Source organism: Gilliamella sp. B3801 (assembly GCF_026536645.1).
GTDB classification, from domain to species: domain Bacteria; phylum Pseudomonadota; class Gammaproteobacteria; order Enterobacterales; family Orbaceae; genus Gilliamella; species Gilliamella apicola_I.
The window spans coordinates 46732-65003 of record NZ_JAFNNR010000010.1 but is presented as its reverse complement, the minus strand read 5'-3'; the positions used below and the strand labels follow the sequence as shown (position 1 = coordinate 65003).

At 35.3% G+C, this 18272-nt stretch carries 20 protein-coding genes and 1 pseudogene; 6 read left to right on the top strand and 15 right to left on the bottom strand.

Annotated elements, in window-relative coordinates; all coding sequences use genetic code 11:
* Nucleotides 1-85: 85 nt before the first annotated feature.
* Nucleotides 86-469, bottom strand: coding sequence for a RidA family protein (locus tag J3U14_RS09530; RefSeq protein WP_267352136.1), 384 nt, complete (start codon nucleotides 467-469; stop codon nucleotides 86-88).
* A 184-nt stretch (nucleotides 470-653) separates the two neighbouring features.
* On the opposite strand from J3U14_RS09530, the gene ffh reads away from it, so the two are divergent.
* Complete coding sequence (gene ffh / locus J3U14_RS09525; protein WP_267352135.1) at nucleotides 654-2021, top strand: signal recognition particle protein; 1368 nt, start codon at nucleotides 654-656, stop codon at nucleotides 2019-2021.
* 99 nt (nucleotides 2022-2120) lie between these two features.
* Here the strand turns inward: ffh and J3U14_RS09520 are convergent, their stop codons facing one another.
* Complete coding sequence (locus tag J3U14_RS09520) at nucleotides 2121-2987, bottom strand: EamA family transporter (RefSeq protein WP_220215998.1); 867 nt, start codon at nucleotides 2985-2987, stop codon at nucleotides 2121-2123.
* Between the two features lie 168 nt (nucleotides 2988-3155).
* A complete protein-coding gene (ispB, locus tag J3U14_RS09515) occupies nucleotides 3156-4142 on the bottom strand; it encodes an octaprenyl diphosphate synthase (RefSeq protein WP_267352134.1) in 987 nt (328 codons plus the stop codon).
* Between the two features lie 154 nt (nucleotides 4143-4296).
* Here ispB and J3U14_RS09510 point away from each other — a divergent pair, with 154 nt between their 5' ends.
* Nucleotides 4297-5136 carry a TonB family protein gene (locus J3U14_RS09510; protein WP_267352132.1) on the top strand — a complete coding sequence of 280 codons (840 nt, stop codon included), beginning with the start codon at nucleotides 4297-4299 and terminating at the stop codon, nucleotides 5134-5136.
* Between the two features lie 102 nt (nucleotides 5137-5238).
* Here J3U14_RS09510 and pepP read toward each other — a convergent pair whose 3' ends face one another.
* Both pepP and J3U14_RS09500 read right to left on the bottom strand, forming a co-directional pair.
* Nucleotides 5239-6552 (bottom strand): Xaa-Pro aminopeptidase, encoded by a 1314-nt coding sequence (gene pepP, locus J3U14_RS09505; RefSeq protein ID WP_267352131.1) that lies wholly within the window; start codon nucleotides 6550-6552, stop codon nucleotides 5239-5241.
* Between the two features lie 29 nt (nucleotides 6553-6581).
* On the bottom strand, nucleotides 6582-7124 hold the full coding sequence (locus J3U14_RS09500) for a UPF0149 family protein (RefSeq protein ID WP_267352129.1): 543 nt from the start codon (nucleotides 7122-7124) through the stop codon (nucleotides 6582-6584).
* A 123-nt stretch (nucleotides 7125-7247) separates the two neighbouring features.
* Between J3U14_RS09500 and J3U14_RS09495 the strand changes: the two genes are divergently transcribed.
* From J3U14_RS09495 to crr, 4 genes are all read left to right on the top strand, one after another.
* On the top strand, nucleotides 7248-7592 hold the full coding sequence (locus J3U14_RS09495; RefSeq protein ID WP_267352127.1) for a hypothetical protein: 345 nt from the start codon (nucleotides 7248-7250) through the stop codon (nucleotides 7590-7592).
* Nucleotides 7593-7734: 142 nt separating this feature from the next.
* Nucleotides 7735-7992: a phosphocarrier protein Hpr gene (ptsH, locus tag J3U14_RS09490; protein ID WP_065559773.1), complete on the top strand. Its 258-nt coding sequence runs from the start codon at nucleotides 7735-7737 to the stop codon at nucleotides 7990-7992.
* A gap of 55 nt (nucleotides 7993-8047) precedes the next feature.
* Nucleotides 8048-9775: a phosphoenolpyruvate-protein phosphotransferase PtsI gene (gene ptsI / locus J3U14_RS09485; RefSeq protein WP_065559774.1), complete on the top strand. Its 1728-nt coding sequence runs from the start codon at nucleotides 8048-8050 to the stop codon at nucleotides 9773-9775.
* Nucleotides 9776-9784: 9 nt separating this feature from the next.
* Nucleotides 9785-10291 carry a PTS glucose transporter subunit IIA gene (gene crr, locus J3U14_RS09480; RefSeq protein WP_267352124.1) on the top strand — a complete coding sequence of 169 codons (507 nt, stop codon included), beginning with the start codon at nucleotides 9785-9787 and terminating at the stop codon, nucleotides 10289-10291.
* A gap of 71 nt (nucleotides 10292-10362) precedes the next feature.
* Here crr and pgi read toward each other — a convergent pair whose 3' ends face one another.
* The 10 genes and pseudogenes from pgi to J3U14_RS09435 form a co-directional block, all read right to left on the bottom strand.
* Complete coding sequence (gene pgi / locus J3U14_RS09475) at nucleotides 10363-12012, bottom strand: glucose-6-phosphate isomerase (protein ID WP_267352122.1); 1650 nt, start codon at nucleotides 12010-12012, stop codon at nucleotides 10363-10365.
* A 168-nt stretch (nucleotides 12013-12180) separates the two neighbouring features.
* Nucleotides 12181-12459, bottom strand: a pseudogene (locus J3U14_RS09470) (Imm7 family immunity protein); the annotation flags it as partial.
* 136 nt (nucleotides 12460-12595) lie between these two features.
* A complete protein-coding gene (locus J3U14_RS09465) occupies nucleotides 12596-12748 on the bottom strand; it encodes a hypothetical protein (RefSeq protein ID WP_416380167.1) in 153 nt (50 codons plus the stop codon).
* 29 nt (nucleotides 12749-12777) lie between these two features.
* Nucleotides 12778-12921, bottom strand: a complete 144-nt coding sequence (locus J3U14_RS11740) for a restriction endonuclease fold toxin (RefSeq protein WP_416380166.1) — start codon at nucleotides 12919-12921, stop codon at nucleotides 12778-12780.
* 234 nt (nucleotides 12922-13155) lie between these two features.
* Nucleotides 13156-13497: a DUF6717 family protein gene (locus J3U14_RS09460; RefSeq protein ID WP_267352121.1), complete on the bottom strand. Its 342-nt coding sequence runs from the start codon at nucleotides 13495-13497 to the stop codon at nucleotides 13156-13158.
* Nucleotides 13498-13790: 293 nt separating this feature from the next.
* Nucleotides 13791-14081 carry a cyclic-phosphate processing receiver domain-containing protein gene (locus tag J3U14_RS09455; RefSeq protein ID WP_267352119.1) on the bottom strand — a complete coding sequence of 97 codons (291 nt, stop codon included), beginning with the start codon at nucleotides 14079-14081 and terminating at the stop codon, nucleotides 13791-13793.
* Between the two features lie 6 nt (nucleotides 14082-14087).
* A complete protein-coding gene (locus J3U14_RS09450; protein WP_267352117.1) occupies nucleotides 14088-14318 on the bottom strand; it encodes a hypothetical protein in 231 nt (76 codons plus the stop codon).
* Nucleotides 14308-15945 carry a hypothetical protein gene (locus J3U14_RS09445; RefSeq protein ID WP_267369642.1) on the bottom strand — a complete coding sequence of 546 codons (1638 nt, stop codon included), beginning with the start codon at nucleotides 15943-15945 and terminating at the stop codon, nucleotides 14308-14310. The genes J3U14_RS09450 and J3U14_RS09445 overlap by 11 nt, the downstream gene beginning before the upstream one ends.
* A gap of 350 nt (nucleotides 15946-16295) precedes the next feature.
* Nucleotides 16296-17228, bottom strand: a complete 933-nt coding sequence (gene metA, locus J3U14_RS09440) for a homoserine O-acetyltransferase MetA (protein WP_220216007.1) — start codon at nucleotides 17226-17228, stop codon at nucleotides 16296-16298.
* 221 nt (nucleotides 17229-17449) lie between these two features.
* Nucleotides 17450-18262, bottom strand: a complete 813-nt coding sequence (locus tag J3U14_RS09435) for an ATP-binding cassette domain-containing protein (RefSeq protein ID WP_220216008.1) — start codon at nucleotides 18260-18262, stop codon at nucleotides 17450-17452.
* Nucleotides 18263-18272: the final 10 nt, after the last annotated feature.

Below are 18272 nucleotides of genomic sequence, written 5' to 3'. Positions count from 1 at the left end.
AAAGTAGTCACCAAGTGACTACACCAATTCGATTTGGGCACTAGGTATAAGTCCAAAATTTTTCAGAGTAAAGGATGTATTGCGTTTATTTTACAGCAATGACTTCAATTTCAACCTTAGCATCTTTGGGTATTCTGGCGACTTGTACGCAAGAACGAGCAGGAAACGCAGCATGATGTTCTGTAAAAAAGGCGTCATAAATTGCATTAACGACCGCAAAATCATTCATATCAGCTAAAAAAATGGTGGTTTTAACGATATCACTAACTTGATAACCCGCCGCCGTGATAATAGCTTTTACATTTGCTAAACTTTGTTTAGCTTGTTCTTTGACACAATCTGACATTTTACCGGTAACTGGATCTAACGGTATTTGTCCTGATGCAAATAACATATTACCCAAATCAACGCCTTGTACATAAGGTCCTATTGCTGCGGGTGCGTTATCTGTATTAATGATTTTTTTCATATCAATATCTCCTGTAATCATCTGCCCTTGCTAAAAAAATAAAGGGGAATATTATGCTAAGTTAATTTTCAACATTTGAACAGGAACACTATTTAGTGTCAAGTAAGAACAAAATTATGATCATGGGACTTCTTAAGATTTTCTGTTATGATAATCACAATTTTTTTGTTTATTGAGAGTTAACATGTTTGAGAATTTAACCGACCGTTTATCGCAGACATTCCGTAATATCAGTGGTCGAGGACGACTGTCTGAAGATAATATTAAAGAAGCACTACGTGATGTACGTATGGCATTACTTGAAGCCGACGTAGCACTTCCTGTTGTACGTGAATTTATTAATCAAGTAAAAGAAAAAGCCGTTGGTCTGGACGTTTCTAAAAGCTTAACACCGGGTCAAGAATTTATCAAAATAGTGCAGGCTGAACTCACATCGGCTATGGGTGAAGTTAATAGCACCCTCAATTTGGCAACACAGCCCCCCGCTGTTATTTTGATGGCTGGTTTGCAAGGGGCAGGTAAAACCACCAGCGTCGCTAAATTAGCTAAATTTTTAAAAGAAAAGCAAAAAAAGAAAGTGCTGGTTGTGTCTGCTGACGTCTATCGTCCGGCTGCAATTAAACAATTAGAAACGCTTGCAAAAGCCATTGATGTGGAATTTTTCCCATCGGATATTCACGAAAAACCAGTGAATATTGTTAATAAAGCCATTTCTCACGCTAAACTTCAGTTCTTCGATGTGTTAATTGTCGATACAGCGGGACGCTTACATATTGATAGCAACATGATGGATGAAATCAAAGAACTGCATCAGGCTATCAACCCAATCGAAACGTTATTTGTTGTTGATGCAATGACAGGGCAAGATGCCGCCAATACCGCAAAAGCCTTCAATGATGCTTTGCCACTTACCGGTGTGATTTTAACCAAAGTTGATGGTGATGCCCGTGGTGGTGCGGCGTTATCGATTCGTCATATTACGGGCAAACCGATTAAATTCTTAGGAATGGGAGAAAAAACAGATGCTTTAGAGCCATTCTTCCCAGATCGTATTGCTTCACGAATTTTAGGTATGGGAGATGTCATCTCCTTAATCGAAGAGTTGCAACAGAATGTTGATCGTGAAAAAGCAGAAAAAATTGCCAAGAAGTTAAAAAAAGGCGACAAGTTCGATTTTAACGATTTCCAAGATCAACTTAAACAGATGCGAAATATGGGTGGAATGGGAGCTATGTTGGCAAAACTTCCCGGTGCGGGGCAACTACCTGAACACATTAAAGCGCAAATGGACGATAAAATTACCATTAAAATGGAGGCGATTATTAGTTCAATGACGTTAAAAGAAAGAGCCAATCCTGAAATCATCAAAGGATCTCGAAAACGTCGAATTGCTAATGGATCAGGTACTCAAGTACAAGACGTCAACAAACTACTTAAACAGTTTGAAGATATGCAAAAAATGATGAAAAAAATGAAAGGCGGCGGCATGATGAAAATGATGCGCCAAATGAAAGGACTTATGGGTGGCGGAATGGGCTTCCCCCACCGCTAATAAGCTGATATCAACTCGCTTGTTATGCTTTAAACAAAGTATAACAAGCGATATTTACACGAGCATTGCGTATTAATCTGCGTAATGCTGGTAAAAACATTATGGATTAACCGATTTAATTTTAGTTGGTCGGCTCATTGTCAATACCGTCCCGATTGATGAAACAATAATAAATGTAATGGCTAACCATTGATAGCGCGTTAATTGCTCTTGCAAAACAATGAAGCCTGACAAAGCAGCAAAAACTGGCGACAAACTCATTAATGTACTAAATGTTTGAGCGGGTAATCTTGGCAACGCTATCATATCTAATCCATAAGGAATGGCCGACGCCAATAATGAAACCACAAACACTAAAGGAAGAAGTTCCAAAGAAAACATAGCACTCCCACTATCCCACACACCAATAGGAAATACAAATAACGACGCTATCAAAGACCCTATCGCAACACTTGATGAACCATATAATGCCCCAGCTTTACGCCCAAAGACAATATAACATGCCCAACCTGAACCGGCTAATAATGCCATTAAAATGCCAACGGGATCTAAATCACCAGAAGCTTGATGAATCGGTAAAAGTATCGCAAGCCCGATAACTGCAACGCCTAACCAAATAAAATCAACTAACCGACGCGAATAACACATTGCGACAACTATCGGTCCAGTAAGTTCTATCGCAACGGTAATACCAAGCGGAATTCTGGCAATGGCACTATAAAAAGCCAAATTCATGCAACCGGTTGCTACACCATATAAAAACACATACTTAAAAGCTTGTTTAGTAATGGGTTTACGCCATGGTTTAAAAATAATGATAAGCATCAAGGATGAAAAAGTTAATCGCCAAGCAGTCATCCCTTCAGGGCCTAATACCGGAAAAAGATATTTGGCCATAGATGCACTTGATTGTAACGAAATCATAGAGATAAAAATAATAAAGACCGGCCAAGATCGTTTAAACATGCCTAATTACCTTGTTAATATAATCAGAAAAAATTGCTCGTCATTTCACAACATACGATGAAATCTAAAGAAATCAATTTTTGATCATTGCTAATGATGATTTAATATAAAATGTCCATATAAGTACGAGTAGGAATGTTTTCAATCCATACTTCGATTTAACTCCTGTCAATTTTCTCTTTTTACTGAGAGCAATGCGAGATCTTGCAATGCTTTTTTATAGGGAGAGTCTGGCAGGATAGCAATCACATCAAAAGCCTTTTGGGCTTCTTGCTGTGCTATTTGTAAAGTATATTCAAGTGAACCACACTCATTCATGATCTGCAAAATACGATCCAACAAATGTCGCCCGTTTCCTTGCTCGATGGCTTGACGAATCAACTTGGCTTCCTCAGCATTTTGACAATGACGCATCGCATGTAACAATGGTAAAGTTGGTTTGCCTTCATTAAGATCATCACCCAAATTCTTACCTAAGGTTTGATTACTATCAGCACTATAATCTAATAAATCATCAATAATTTGGAAGGCCGTACCTAAATATTTTCCATATTCTTGTAAGGCAAATTCTTGTTCTGCATTGGCGCCAGCTAATACCGCTGCCGAATGAGAAGTTGCTTCAAACAAACGAGCGGTTTTACGATAAATGACTTCTAAATATTGTTCTTTAGTAATATCGGGATCATTACAATTGATTAATTGTTGCACTTCACCTTCAGCAATCACATTTGTTGCTGCCGACATAATAGTTAAAACTTTGAAAGATTCAGTCCGTACCATCATTTGGAAAGAACGCGTATAAATATAATCACCAACTAAAACACTGGCTGCATTACCAAATAATGCATTCGCGGTTGACTTTCCACGCCTGAGATCGGACTCATCAACGACATCGTCATGTAATAATGTAGCAGTATGAATAAATTCAATGAACGCAGCGGCAACGATGTGCTTGTCACCTTGATAATTAAGTGCTTTGGCAACTAACAACGCAATAATAGGGCGAATACGCTTACCGCCACTACTAATAATATAATTACCTAATTGATTAATAAGCACAACATCCGAACTAAGCTCCGCCTGAATTGCCTCATTAACTTTAACTAAGTCATCTTTTACAAGATCGAGTATTTGACTCATTGAAGGATTATTCATCACCCAAACCACTAAAAAAATAGATATTTAATTGCTATTATCTGATAAATATTGCCGAGCAACAAGGTGTTGGATTAGCATATTTTAAAAAAGACTACAAATGATAAGCATTTTCATTTAGAATGATTACCCTAAGTTAAACATGATAATTGTTATGAAAATCAATTTTGATATAGACATTAGCAACGAAAAAGCGCCTCAATCGCCAACACATATCAAACCCAAGAGTGTTTATTTATTCACGTCACTTTCGATTGTGTCACATCTATTTTTACTGGCGTTGCTGTTCAGCCCTATGCTTTTTGCCAAAAATATCATCGTTGATGAAGGTGACAACTCAATTAAAGCGATCATGATTGATATATCGCAAATGGCAGCGCCTGAACAATCATTAGTTGAAAATACACCTGATATCAAAGGGGTAAAAGAAAGTGACATTATCGATAATAAACCAATACCAGAACCGATAGTTGAGCCAGTTATTGAAACCCAAATGACTAATGAAGAAAAACCGGAACCTATCGTTGAAAAAAAACCGGAAGTCATGCCCGAAAATAACATTGTCATCGAGCAAAAACCGAAACCGAAGCCAAAACCCAAACCAAGAACGGAATCCAAACCGATTCAAAAAGAGTCTCGTCAGCAAGTCAGACAAGAAGTGATCACGGATAACTTTGCCAAAACAGCCGTCGCATCTTCCATTTCTGATAGCCGTCAACATTCGGGTAATCCCTCGCCAATTAGTCGTAATCAGCCAGAATATCCTCGTCGGGCACTTGATATGCGCATAGAAGGCTATGTCGTTGTACTCTTTGATATCAATAGTAATGGGCGGGTCGAAAATATTCGAATTATCGAAACCAAACCGAACAATATTTTTAATCGTTCAGTTATCACAGCGATGAAAACGTGGAAATACGAAGGTAAAATAGCAAAAGATTTAAAAATAAAAATAATTTTTAATCGGGATAAATCAATCAGATTAGATAATTAATCGTCTGAACAGTTTCTTAAAATAATAAAATACGATTTTATTATCTATAATCAAAACAAAAGCAATAATCACAGTTTGAAGATTATTGCTTTAGCGATAAGATTATTGATCCGATAACATCAATTTTTCGATTTGCTCTGGTTCTTTTGGCACATCACTGGTCAATACTTCATTACCCGATGTTGTGATTAAAATATTATCTTCTATACGAATACCAATACCTTTATAACACTCCGGCACATCTGCATCGTGATTGATGTAAAGCCCCGGCTCAACAGTCAACACCATACCCGGCTCTAAAATACGATCCCTTCCACTACCGACATCATGTACATCAATGCCGAGCCAATGCCCTAAACCATGCATATAAAATGCGGTATAAGCTTTATCAGCAATGAGCGAATCGACATCCCCTTGCATAATGCCTAATTTAACTAAGCCCGTCACCATTGTTTTAACAACATGATCATTTACTTCCATAATCGATGTTCCGGGTTTAAACAGATCAATTGCTTGATATTGAGCAGCTAAAACAATGTGATAAATATCCCGTTGCGCTTGGCTAAATTGACCATTAACAGGAAAAGTCCGTGTTATATCCCCTGCATAATATTGATATTCACAGCCGGCATCGATTAACACTAAATCACCCTCGTTTAAAAGCGCACTGTTATTTTCATAATGCAATATACAACCATTGTTTCCGGCTCCTACAATTGTATTATAGGAAGGAGAACGCGCACCATGCCAGGCAAATTCATGTAAAATTTCTGCCTCTAACTGATATTCATACATCGAAGGTTTACAGCTACGCATGGCTCGACAGTGGGCTTGGGCACTAATTTTACACGCTTGACGTAAAAGGTCTATTTCAAAATTAGATTTAAACATCCGCATTTCATGCACAATAGGACGCCAATCAATCACACTACTGGGTGCTGAAAGCTTAAATCTTGCACCTTGTTTTAAAATCGTAAGGGCTTTTTTGACAATCGTGTCAGCATAATCATATTGCAAATCAGCATGATAAATTGCCTGTTTACCATTCAACAACTCAGGCAAAATAGTATCAATTTTATCAAAAGGATGCGCTTCATCAACGCCAAGGGTTTCTAACGCAGCTTGCTGCCCTAAACGATAGCCTGTCCATGTTTCAGCCAGAGGGTCTTTTTTACGATTAAACAGCACATATCGAACATGATTATCTTGTTGTTTAATCATCACTAATACGGCTTCGGGTTCATCAAAACAGGTAAAATACCAAAAATCACTATTTTGCCGATAAGGATAATGCGTGTCATTGCTTCTGACGACTTCGGGTGAGGCAAAAAAAAGTGCGACGCTGTTAGGTTGCATCTGCGAAAGAAGCTTTTCTCGACGAGAAAAAAGCTCTTTTTTGGTATCGATATTTAGCATAGTGATAACCTTTTAAAAACAAGTTAATATTAATGAATGGTTGGTGCGATATCAGCCTCATTAAATTCATCAAAACAGAGAATCGAAGTCATGCGAACATACTCTTTGATCTCTTCAAATGCAAAGCCTAACTCTTGCTGATCTTCGTTTTCATCGTAACCTAGCTTCACAATTTGCCTTAAATCATAAATTGCTTCACCTACATCACCTTGAATACGATTTAATTTTGGTTGAACTAATCCAATCCCTAATAAAAAATGGTTAACCCAACCGACTAAATCATCTATTTGTGAAAAAAGATCATGTTCGTTAAGTAGCAATTGAAATTCAAAATCATCATCCAAAAATTGTTGCTTGGTAATACAATAAAGTTCCACCATTTTCTTATTTAAAGATTCTGGTATTTTTTGCCCATTATTGAGCATATCTTCAACTAAAGGGCGCCAACTTTCATCATGATTGCCTCCGGCTAAAATACCCGAAATAAAACCATGTAATTCAGCAGCAGTAATACCCATTTTATTTAAGTTTAATTCATGATTAAGTTCATCATAATTTACAGTTTTGGTCATTAATGTCACCCTGATTTTGTCATATCAATAAAAAGCACTCTGCACTTTCATTAATTATTAGTATATAATCCACAACTAGCTATAAATAATAAACAGGTTACTAAGCTTTATAAAGGAATTATTTTGAATATTGTAAGATTTGTGATGAAATTTTCCCTTCTCCTTCTGGCGTTTGCTATATCATTAACTGCTTGTAGTTCATGGTTATCTAACAAAGGCACTATCATCCTTGACGTGCAGAACAAAACCCAAACATTCATAACAAGTCACGATTTACCTCATAATTACCAATTAGGTAATGGTGAAGAAGAACTTCAACGATTTGAAACATTTTGCAGTAAAGAAATAAAAGAGTCACAACTTGATGGAAGTGAAGAAATTGTTTTTGAAAATATAAAGCGTGGTATACATGGAGAAGTAGAATTTAAAAAATGTAGTGATAGAATCACTCGAATTTACCGTTATTGAGAAATATGGATATAACAACTATATTTTGATTTGAATAAGATTAACTAAATTTCCAAAGATCGATTAAATGTTACTAGCCATTAAGGCGGTTTTTATTTATATTGGTCGCGTAAATGAAAATATTTTTAGGAGTAGAATTATTATGTATAAACAAGATGTAACCATTACCGCACCAAATGGTCTCCATACCCGCCCTGCTGCACAATTTGTAAAAGAAGCAAAAAACTTTAATGCTGAAATTACCGTCACATCCAATGGTAAAAGTGCTAGTGCTAAAAGTCTATTCAAACTACAAACACTTGGTCTAACACAAGGTACCACCATCACCATTTCAGCAGAAGGCGAAGATGAAAAAGAAGCGGTAAATCATCTAGTTAAATTAATTCCTGAATTGGAATAATTAGCTCCAAAATGCGATAAAGAACAGATTTAAAATTGAATAAGGATTAAATGTTATGGTATCAGGTATACTTGTTTCCCCCGGTATCGCTTTTGCAAAAGCGCTATTATTAAAAGAAGAACCTATTGTTGTTAATAATAGGGCAATTCCAGATAACAAAATTGATGCTGAAATTGCGCGTTTTAAAGATGCTCGTCAAAAATCCAGCGAGCAATTAAATGCGATAATGGAACGAGCAAAATCCACATTAGGCGAAGATAAAGCTGCTATCTTTGAAGGGCATATTATGCTTTTAGAAGATGAGGATTTGGAGCAAGAAGTTATTTCTCGTATACAAAGCAAGCATTCAACCGCTGATGCCGCTGTCCAATCAGTATTTGAAACTCAAGCTAAAGAGCTTGAAAACTTAGACGATGAATACTTAAAAGAGCGTGCTGCTGATATTCGTGATATTGGCAAACGTTTACTCAAAAATATATTAGGGATTGAAATTGTCGATTTAAGTGCTATTAGTCAACCTTGTATTTTAGTTGCAACAGATCTTACTCCATCTGAAACTGCACAACTAAATCTAGATATGGTACTTGGTTTTATTACTGATGCAGGTGGACGTACATCCCATACTTCAATTATGGCTCGTTCATTAGAAATTCCGGCAATTGTTGGTACATCAAATGCAACACAAACAATTAAACAAGGTGATTTTGTTATACTTGATGCTATAAATAACGCCATTTATATCAATCCTGATCATACTACCCAAGAAAAACTCAAACAAGTTCAAGCAAAATATATTGCCGACAAAGAAGAGTTAGCAAAATTAAAAGACTTACCTGCCGTCACGCTTGATGGTCACCAAGTTGAAATTTGTGCGAATATTGGTACGGTGCGTGATATCGCTGGTGCGGATCGCAACGGTTATGAAGGTGTTGGTCTTTATCGTACTGAATTTTTATTTATGGATCGTGATGCCTATCCTAACGAAGACGAACAATTCAAAGCTTACAAAGAAGTAGCCGAATCAACGAATGGTTTATCTGTTATTGTCAGAACAATGGATATTGGTGGCGATAAAGATGTACCTTACATGCATTTACCAAAAGAAGAAAACCCATTCTTAGGTTGGCGAGCAATTCGTATCTGTTTAGATCGTAAAGAAATACTCCATGCACAGTTACGCGCAATATTACGCGCATCAGCATTTGGTAAATTACGTATCATGTTCCCGATGATCATATCGGTTGAAGAAATTCGTATCTTAAAATCTGAAATTAATATCCTCAAAGAACAACTAACTGCCGAAGGTAAAGCGTTTGATAAAAATATCGAAGTTGGTGTAATGATTGAAACGCCTGCGGCTGCTGTCATTGCTCATCATTTAGCGAAAGAAGTTGATTTCTTCAGTATTGGAACCAATGATTTAACACAATACACATTAGCGGTTGATCGTGGTAACGAATTAATTTCACATCTTTATAATCCACTTTCACCATCTGTCTTAACACTGATTAAGAAAGTCATTGATGCTTCGCACAAAGAAGGTAAATGGACTGGTATGTGTGGTGAGCTTGCTGGTGATGAACGAGCAACGATTTTATTACTTGGTATGGGACTTGATGAATTTAGCATGAGTGCAGTATCAATTCCTAAAATCAAAAAATTAATTCGTAATACACATTTTGAAGAAGCGAAAAAACTTGCAGACAATGTGCTAGAAAAAGCAACTTCTAAAGAAATTATGGATTTAATCGAAAAATATAACGCTGAAAAGCAAATTTGTTAGGAGAAAATAATGGGGTTATTCGATAAATTGAAGCAATTCATCAAATCTGATGATAGCAATGATAGCATCGAAATTATTGCACCTCTGAGTGGCGAAATCGTTAAAATCGAAGATGTACCAGATGTCGTTTTTGCAGAGAAAGTCGTTGGTGATGGTATTGCAATTAAACCTGCTGGTAATAAAATTGTTGCACCACTAAACGGTAGAATTGGCAAAATTTTTGAAACTAATCATGCGTTTGCTATTGAATCAGATGAAGGTATTGAGCTATTTGTACACTTTGGCATTGACACTGTTGAATTAAAAGGCGAAGGTTTTACCCGTATCGCTGAAGAAGGTCAACAAGTAAAAGTTGGTGACACCATTATCGAATTTGATTTACCACTACTTGAAAGTAAAGCAAAATCAGTGTTAACACCTGTTGTCATTTCTAATATGGATAGTATTGTCGAACTGACAAAACTTTCTGGTACCGTAGAAGCAGGTAAAACACCTGTTATGCGCGTGAAAAAATAATCATAAAAAAACCTTCAGTTTTACTGAAGGTTTTTCTGCTCAATTCATTAACTGTCTAAAGTTAAATCAGTTTAACGCCACTTTTTATATTGATTAATCAAATTATTTGTTGAATCGTCATGTGAAGTTACTGGCGTATCACTTGCTAATTCGGGTAAAATTCGACCAGCTAATTGCTTACCTAACTCAACACCCCATTGGTCGAAACTGAATATATTCAGAATAATACCTTGAGTAAAGATTTTATGCTCATACATCGCAACTAATGCACCCAAGCTATACGGAGTAATTTTCTTAACTAAAATTGAATTAGTCGGTTTATTTCCTTCAAACACTTTAAACGGAACAATTGCTTTAACCTCATCAAGCGTTTTTCCAGCAGCCATAAATTCTTGTTCAACTTGTTCTTTGGTTTTACCAAATGCTAATGCCTCAGTTTGAGCAAAAAAGTTAGATAATAATTTAGGATGATGATCACCAACTGGATTATGGCTAATTGCTGGCGCAATAAAATCACACGGAATAAGTTTAGTACCTTGATGAATTAATTGATAAAATGCATGTTGACCATTGGTCCCTGGTTCACCCCAAATGATTGGGCCAGTAGTATAAGTTGTTTTATGACCATTACGATCGACACTTTTACCGTTTGATTCCATATTGCCTTGTTGAAAATAGGCAGCAAATCGATGCATATACTGGTCATAAGGTAAAATGGCTTCAGTCTCAGCACCATAAAAATTATTATACCAAATCCCAATTAAGGCTAATAATGCAGGAATATTTTTATCAATTGGTGTATTTTGGAAGTGTTTATCCATGGCATGGCCACCAGCCAAAAATTGTTTAAAATTATCAAATCCAATGGATAAAACAATCGATAAACCAATCGCAGACCAAGAAGAGTAACGACCGCCTACCCAATCCCAAAATTCAAACATATTTGCCGTATCAATACCAAATTTTTCAACTTCTTTGGCATTAGTGGATAACGCAACAAAATGCAAAGCAACAGCTTTATCATCTTTAGCTGCATCAAGTAACCAAGAACGTGCCGTTTGTGCATTAGTCATGGTTTCTTGTGTAGTAAATGTTTTTGATGCTACTAAAAACAAGGTTGTTTCAGGATTTAAGCCTTTTAATGCTTCAACAATATGAGTTCCGTCAACATTTGAAACAAAATGCATGTTTAAATGATTTTTATAAGGACGCAACGCTTCGGTAATCATGACAGGCCCAAGATCTGAACCTCCAATTCCGATATTTACCACATCAGTTATCGCTTTACCGGTATACCCTTTCCACTCACCGCTAATAATTTTATTACTGAATGATTCCATTTTTGCTAATACCGCATTGACATCATCCATCACATTTTTGCCATCAACATAAATAGGGGTATTCGATACATTACGTAAAGCAACATGTAAAACAGCACGATCTTCGGTGCGATTAATTTTTTCACCACTATACATAGCTGAAATTGCACCTTTAAGATCACATTCATCAGCAAGCTTATAAAATATTGCTAAAGTCTCTTGCGTAATACGATTTTTAGAAAGATCAACCAAAAACTCATCCTCAAACGGAATACTGAGTTTTTCAACTCGTTTTGGCTCTTCTTTTAAAATCTGCGCAATGGTTTTATTTTGATGCTTTTGATAACTTGCTTGAAGGGATTTCCAAGATGAAGTGGTAGTTGGATCAATTGATTTTAACATAACTCATTCCTTAAATAATAAAGCACTCTATCCATAATATAACTATGCCTAAAATGATGCAAGATAAGGATCTTTTATCTTTTATTTTCGAATTAAGTACACTGACCAATTGACTAAAGCACCGATCCATAATCGTTTTAAACGACTTTTTATTTGATTAATGTAACCTTAATCATCTTCTATTTTAGGAATACATGGAGACAAAAACTGATCTTTTTCTTTTTTTATTTTCCCTCTAGCTAAGACATATACTTCAAATTCATTAAATTTATCCGAAGATTCATCGTTTTTAACATACAATAAACCATATGAGCCTTGAGAAATTTTTGCTACATATTGATATAACTCAAAAATTTCTGCTACATCCTGAGAATAATGATTAGTATTCCCACTAAACAAAAGCTGACAACAATCATTAACCTTATGAATTTTAATAAATCCTGTACTATTTTCAAATTCATGTTCTTATATGAATAAAGTAAGTTTATTTAGAATTGAATTCATCTCATTTTCATTGTTTTCGTATGTAGAATTTCTTAATGATATCCACCCATAATATTCGATCATTTTATTACCTTATTTTTTAGTTAAGAAGTTTAGTATCTATAATGACTTTTACATCATAACGATTACTATATTCATATAATTTATTTATTACTGATTTTACTGGTTCACCCTCAAAATGATAGTATACAGAACGGTTAGTTTCTTTAGCTGCTTCAAATGTTGCTTTCATTTTAGATCTTACACTTTCATTTAATTGCTTTAGGGGGGGGTTGTTTGAGCTATATATAAATCACTAATCACATCAAACTCTCTTGTATCATTAGCAAATCTTACCCTTGACACACCATTTAATCTTATCGCTAAAGCATCAGCTGCTGCATGTGGCTTGTTTACTTTTATCATGTCCACCAAAGTATCGGCTCACTTCTTTTAATAATACTTCTAAATTCAACCACTAAAAATTTGGTTGAATTTAGTATGGTCAATGATCACTTTTCAAAGTAGATTAATAGTGAGCATTACAACTACTCCTTTAGATAATCACATACAATATTGTGTGGTTTTTTATATTCTGCCGATTTATAAAGCACTAGTGACATTAACATTCATGATAATTTGTAATATTAGATTTTCTAACTAGATAGATTTAATTTTGATATACAAGTTTTTGGGGGCTTCAGGAAAATACTTAAACAAAGCAGGACAAAGCCAGTCTTCCATATCAAATTCTTTCGAGTAATACCAGTTACCAGCATTATCAGATCTTCGCCATTCTAAACAAAGATCGGTATCAGGGAAGTAATCTTTAGAAAAGATTAAAATAAATCCTTTTTCAGCATTTGGGATTGATTCAGTGGCTTTATCAATTAAAGTATCTGCGCCAGAAACAAAAGGCTCTTGTAACAAGCCTACCTTTTCATCATCAAAGACCCACATATCAAGATATTTATATGGTTTTATAATATTAATTGAGTTCATGTATTTTCCCTTTATGGAAACATTCGTAAAATATTCATGAGCGCGAAGAAAATTTTGGAGTTAGGAGTCCAAATTGGTAGCTTTTCGTGACCAATAAATAAAAAATTGGAGTCGTATTTCAAGTCATCATCAGAAATACCTTCTTTCCTAATATCAATTAACTTCTCTATACTATCTAATTTTAATTGATAGATACTATTATTATGATAACTAATATATGTTTTCAATAAATTTAATGAAAACTTATAATCTTCATTTATCATTTTATTATTAAGCCTACGAATATTAATAAATTATCTACGCAATTTATTAATATTCGTTACAGCTAATTCCATTCTTCTTCGAGCTGAAATATTAGCCGAATGAATTTTTATTTTTGGAGGTTCAAAGTTTTTCATAACTATAGCATTCTCTATCCACAAAAGAACATCATAACCAGTACCTCTTTTATCATCCCCTAAATCATGATCTAAACTAATTTCTTCTACAAAACCAGTTTTTAATAAATTTATCATTTCATCAGGCCAATATACTTGAATCCATCCATTTGGAGGCTTTCGAATATCATCTAAAAATATTTTCATAATTATTCAATAATTAGATAAAGAATCATAATATGCTATTAACTCTTCAAGCAATAAATCAAGTTCCGCACCATCTTTTCTGAAAAAACCATCTTTTAACTTACCTCCCGATAAAACAACAGAATAGAAATTATCTTTACTCCGTTGACCATCTAACTTAATAATAACGGATGCACCATCTTCTGCTATCGCTTCAATATTTTTCCAATAACACTCTAATTTAAAATTATTTTTCATATTTCAAAGCCCTTGATATATCTTCAATTTCTCTTAATTTTCCGGTTGCTACATCATCTATTACTTTTCGAATTTGTACAGGTGACAAATTCATATTATTTTTATTTACTAATTGTTCAACAACTGTTTGTGCAGTGCGTTTGTTACCATCATTAAATAAATGTCGCCCTGCAATATCCCTTATAGCTACAGCAATTTTGTCATAAAAATTTTCTCTATATGACATATTAGCAAGTATTGTCTCTATTTCACCTGTTAATGTATGACTTCCTCCATATGATTTATTTATGTTTGATATTTCTTCAATACTTAATTCCTTAAATGATGAAACGACAAAATCAGTTACTTTTTCAGTATTATACCAATTCCCTTCTACTTCAACTGTTTCAATTTTATAATGTACCTTGGTTCTGACTTCAGTGCCGGTTATTTTGATGCGGGCGTATTTTAATAAGCGTAGTGAACGGGTTAAGGGTTCGGCTAAGCCGCCGGCTATTATTCCTTCTAAACTGTTTTTTAATCGTCCTTCTGCAAAACTATCGTCTGGTTTGGCTTGTAAATATTCGGTTATTGGGTTAGCCAGTTCGGGAAATTCTTGTACTAAGTTTGACAGGCGTTCTTCATGGGGACTAAATACCGTAAAATCTGTGACACTGCCTGCTATCATCCCTTTTACCCACGAGCCTACATTTTTCAAGGGTTTTATAAATTTGGTTGCCCTTACCGCCGGTATAAACCCGACAATAAATTGACTGACACCATGTGTTATCCCACCAGAGATAGTCTGTGGTGCTGATACCTCAGGCATTTGTATAGGATTGGGCGCCTGACCAATCGGTTTATCACTGATAATTTCTGCATGCACTCGAGCAAAAAATAGCGGAGATACCGGATTAATTAAGGTGCTATCCCATAATAAATCGAGTGTACTTTGCCCTGCATCTCGTAAACCACCCAATATCTGTAAGGGGACATCTTGATACCAGGCTCGGTGCTGTGTTTGGCGGTCAAAGATGACATCCACTAATTTTATATCCGGCTCAAGATTGACGTAAGCGTGTCCTCGACTATCAAGTTGACCCTGATAAATCATTCGTTGATTACTGTTATTAAATAACGTAAAAGATTGATTCGGTAAGTTTTCGACACTGAATTCTATCCAGTTATCATCATCAAAGAAAAACAACTCCCGTTCCCGTATTTCTGCAGGGGTTAATTTACGTGGCGCTTTGTTGCTCGGTAGTCTTAAAAAATTGGTTTGAGGCGGTAATAATCCACAATCAAGCGTAAGCGGTTTTTCAATTAACAACGCCCGACCGGTTGTCAGGGCTTCTGTTAAGGCTTGCGTGACTTTGGCATTATCATGACCATAGTGATTATTGCCATAATATAACCCCAAGTTTTCCAGTGTAGGGTAAAGCTGTTGACATTGTTCAGGATGTTGAACGCAATGAGCAATAGCTTCATCTTGTGCAGCGCTGTAATCGTAACGAACGGTGTTATAACCGGATGCCTGTAACTGTGTTTTGGGAAACTCATAAAACCCATACTGGGCTAACAGACTTTCGGGGGCTTTCTTTTGTAGTGCCAGCCACTCTTTTTGAGTAATCAATTTATAACATTTCATACAGCTTGTTGTTCTCTATCCCTTATATACCAAATCCGTAATGCATAAGCTTAAACTGACGATTTAAAGCTAACATTTTGCATTTTATGGTTTTATTTTGCATTTTTATATAAAACCATTTTTTTAGGATAGATTATTTTTTGACAGGCGACAAGCTTTTTTTTTCTTTTTTGGAAACAAATACGCAATTTATTGGAAATAATTACCCGTTATTTTTTTAATCTCAATAAACAAATTCTAATTATAAATCATTAATCAAATGGTGTTACACAAGCAATAACCGATAAAAGTCAGAATAATGAATTTATTTCTGGCTCTTTTAATCTGGGTATAATTTCTTTATGTTCGGTTTAATCATCAATTGTTAAATTACGCGTCGTTAAATCAAATGGTGTTAATTGATAGACATAATAGTTAAGCCAATTGCTGAACAATAAATAAGCGTGACTACGCCATGTAGCTTTAGGGGTTAAGTCTGGATTATTATGAGGAAAATAATTTTCTGGGATAGTAGGCTGAATGCCAGCTTTAAGATCACGAAAATATTCATTGGCTAAAGTAAATGAGTCATATTCAGGATGCCCGGTAACAAATGCCATCCGTTTATCTGCTGTTGCCATTAAATAAGGCCCAGTGATATCTGAATCTGCCAGTATTGAAAGATCGGTATAATTTTTTATTTTTTCAATCGGAAAATCTGCATACCGTGAATGCGGCGCTAAAAAAGAGTCATCGAATCCTCGGGTTAAAATGGCATTAGGTTGTAAAATCTGATGCTGATAAACCCCAGATAATTTATGTGATCGTGTAAATTTTGGTAAATCATAAAGTACATTCAATGCGGCTTGTACTGCCCAACACACAAACATGGTTGAGGTGACATGTTCTTTTGCCCATGTGATAATTTCAACTAATTTTGACCAATAGACTACATCCGTAAAGGCCACTTTTCCTAACGGTGCGCCAGTGATAATAAGCCCATCAAAATTTTGTTCACGTATATCGTCAAAATCACAATAGAAACTATTTAAATGTTCTACTGGCGTATTTTTAGATTCACGCTGATCAATACGTAATAGTTGAATATCGACTTGTAATGAGGAGTTAGAAAGTAGTCGTAAAAATTGGTTTTCTGTCTCTATTTTTTTAGGCATAAGATTAAGAAAGAGCAGTTTTAGCGGACGAATTTCTTGTGTATTTGCACGAGAAGATGTCATGATAAAAATATTTTCTTTACGAAGTACATCAACGGCTGGTAATGAATCAGGAATACAAATAGGCATAGCAAAAACTCCTAATAATCAACAATCTTTTAAAACTTAAAATAGACGTCTAGAAATCTGTATAGCTAAATATAAGATGTTTTAGATTATTTGTCGAGGTTTTTATTTTGATTAGCTAAATCCAATATCTCAAAGAAAATCATGATACTACTATATACGAATAACGTTAAATTCGCATTGGTCTTTTTTAGATTGGATAATTAACAACAGTAAGGAAACAGTTAAAAAGCCCGTGTATCGGTGCGCCATGAGTCAGCGGTTAACGCTTCGCCAAAATAGCTATTAACGAGTTTTTGCGTGATATCACTAAGTGGCGAGGCTAACACTTCGGCGGTATTCCCGTATTCAACAAGTTCGCCTTTGTGCATCACTAAGATTTGATCACTAATATGCTTCATCATCCCTATATCTTGAGTCACATAAATATAAGAGATGTTATGCTCGGCTTGTAATGACAACATCAAATTAACAATCTGTGAACGCATCGAGATATCTAATGCGGCTAACGCTTCGTCTAAAATAATAACTTTAGGTTTTAGAATTAATGCTCTCGCTAGGGCGACCCGTTGTTTTTGCCCCGATGCCATCACCGCTGGATAATAAGAAGCATGTTCAGGCAGTAACCCAACTTGCTTTAATACGTCGCTTATCATTTTTTCACGTTCAAACGCATCGTAATGTGTATTGTGTTTGAGTGGAATTTCAAGCAATTGACCAATGCGAAGTCTTGGATCAAAAGAGCTTTCAACATGTTGAAAAATCATGCGAATAAGTTGACAACGGTAACTATAATCGCCGTATTCGACTTTTGTGCCATCAATCCAAATATCACCACTATCCGGTTTGACCATTCCAACTAACATTTTAGCTAATGTTGATTTACCCGATCCATTTTGCCCAATAATAGCTAGAGTTTTTCCTTCATTGATCGAAAAAGATATCGGTTTAACAGCATCAATGTATAGATGCCCCAAAAATCCTTTAGGAATTTTAAATTGCTTTGACAAATTACGCACTTTTAAAATTGGGTTCATGGTTTAGTCC

Bases quoted from the DNA above. Each gene is read 5' to 3' on its own strand.
- J3U14_RS09460 (WP_267352121.1), bottom strand. From the start codon at position 13,497: ATGAACTCAATTAATATTATAAAACCATATAAATATCTTGATATGTGG.
- pepP (WP_267352131.1), bottom strand. From the start codon at position 6,552: ATGCTAAATATCGATACCAAAAAAGAGCTTTTTTCTCGTCGAGAAAAG.
- J3U14_RS09465 (WP_416380167.1), bottom strand. From the start codon at position 12,748: ATGAAAGCAACATTTGAAGCAGCTAAAGAAACTAACCGTTCTGTATAC.
- J3U14_RS09520 (WP_220215998.1), bottom strand. From the start codon at position 2,987: ATGTTTAAACGATCTTGGCCGGTCTTTATTATTTTTATCTCTATGATT.
- metA (WP_220216007.1), bottom strand. From the start codon at position 17,228: ATGCCTATTTGTATTCCTGATTCATTACCAGCCGTTGATGTACTTCGT.
- crr (WP_267352124.1), top strand. From the start codon at position 9,785: ATGGGGTTATTCGATAAATTGAAGCAATTCATCAAATCTGATGATAGC.
- ispB (WP_267352134.1), bottom strand. From the start codon at position 4,142: ATGAATAATCCTTCAATGAGTCAAATACTCGATCTTGTAAAAGATGAC.
- J3U14_RS09500 (WP_267352129.1), bottom strand. From the start codon at position 7,124: ATGACCAAAACTGTAAATTATGATGAACTTAATCATGAATTAAACTTA.
- J3U14_RS11740 (WP_416380166.1), bottom strand. From the start codon at position 12,921: ATGATAAAAGTAAACAAGCCACATGCAGCAGCTGATGCTTTAGCGATA.
- J3U14_RS09455 (WP_267352119.1), bottom strand. From the start codon at position 14,081: ATGAAAATATTTTTAGATGATATTCGAAAGCCTCCAAATGGATGGATT.
- ffh (WP_267352135.1), top strand. From the start codon at position 654: ATGTTTGAGAATTTAACCGACCGTTTATCGCAGACATTCCGTAATATC.
- J3U14_RS09530 (WP_267352136.1), bottom strand. From the start codon at position 469: ATGAAAAAAATCATTAATACAGATAACGCACCCGCAGCAATAGGACCT.
- pgi (WP_267352122.1), bottom strand. From the start codon at position 12,012: ATGTTAAAATCAATTGATCCAACTACCACTTCATCTTGGAAATCCCTT.
- J3U14_RS09450 (WP_267352117.1), bottom strand. From the start codon at position 14,318: ATGAAAAATAATTTTAAATTAGAGTGTTATTGGAAAAATATTGAAGCG.
- J3U14_RS09435 (WP_220216008.1), bottom strand. From the start codon at position 18,262: ATGAACCCAATTTTAAAAGTGCGTAATTTGTCAAAGCAATTTAAAATT.
- ptsH (WP_065559773.1), top strand. From the start codon at position 7,735: ATGTATAAACAAGATGTAACCATTACCGCACCAAATGGTCTCCATACC.
- J3U14_RS09445 (WP_267369642.1), bottom strand. From the start codon at position 15,945: ATGAAATGTTATAAATTGATTACTCAAAAAGAGTGGCTGGCACTACAA.
- ptsI (WP_065559774.1), top strand. From the start codon at position 8,048: ATGGTATCAGGTATACTTGTTTCCCCCGGTATCGCTTTTGCAAAAGCG.
- J3U14_RS09510 (WP_267352132.1), top strand. From the start codon at position 4,297: ATGAAAATCAATTTTGATATAGACATTAGCAACGAAAAAGCGCCTCAA.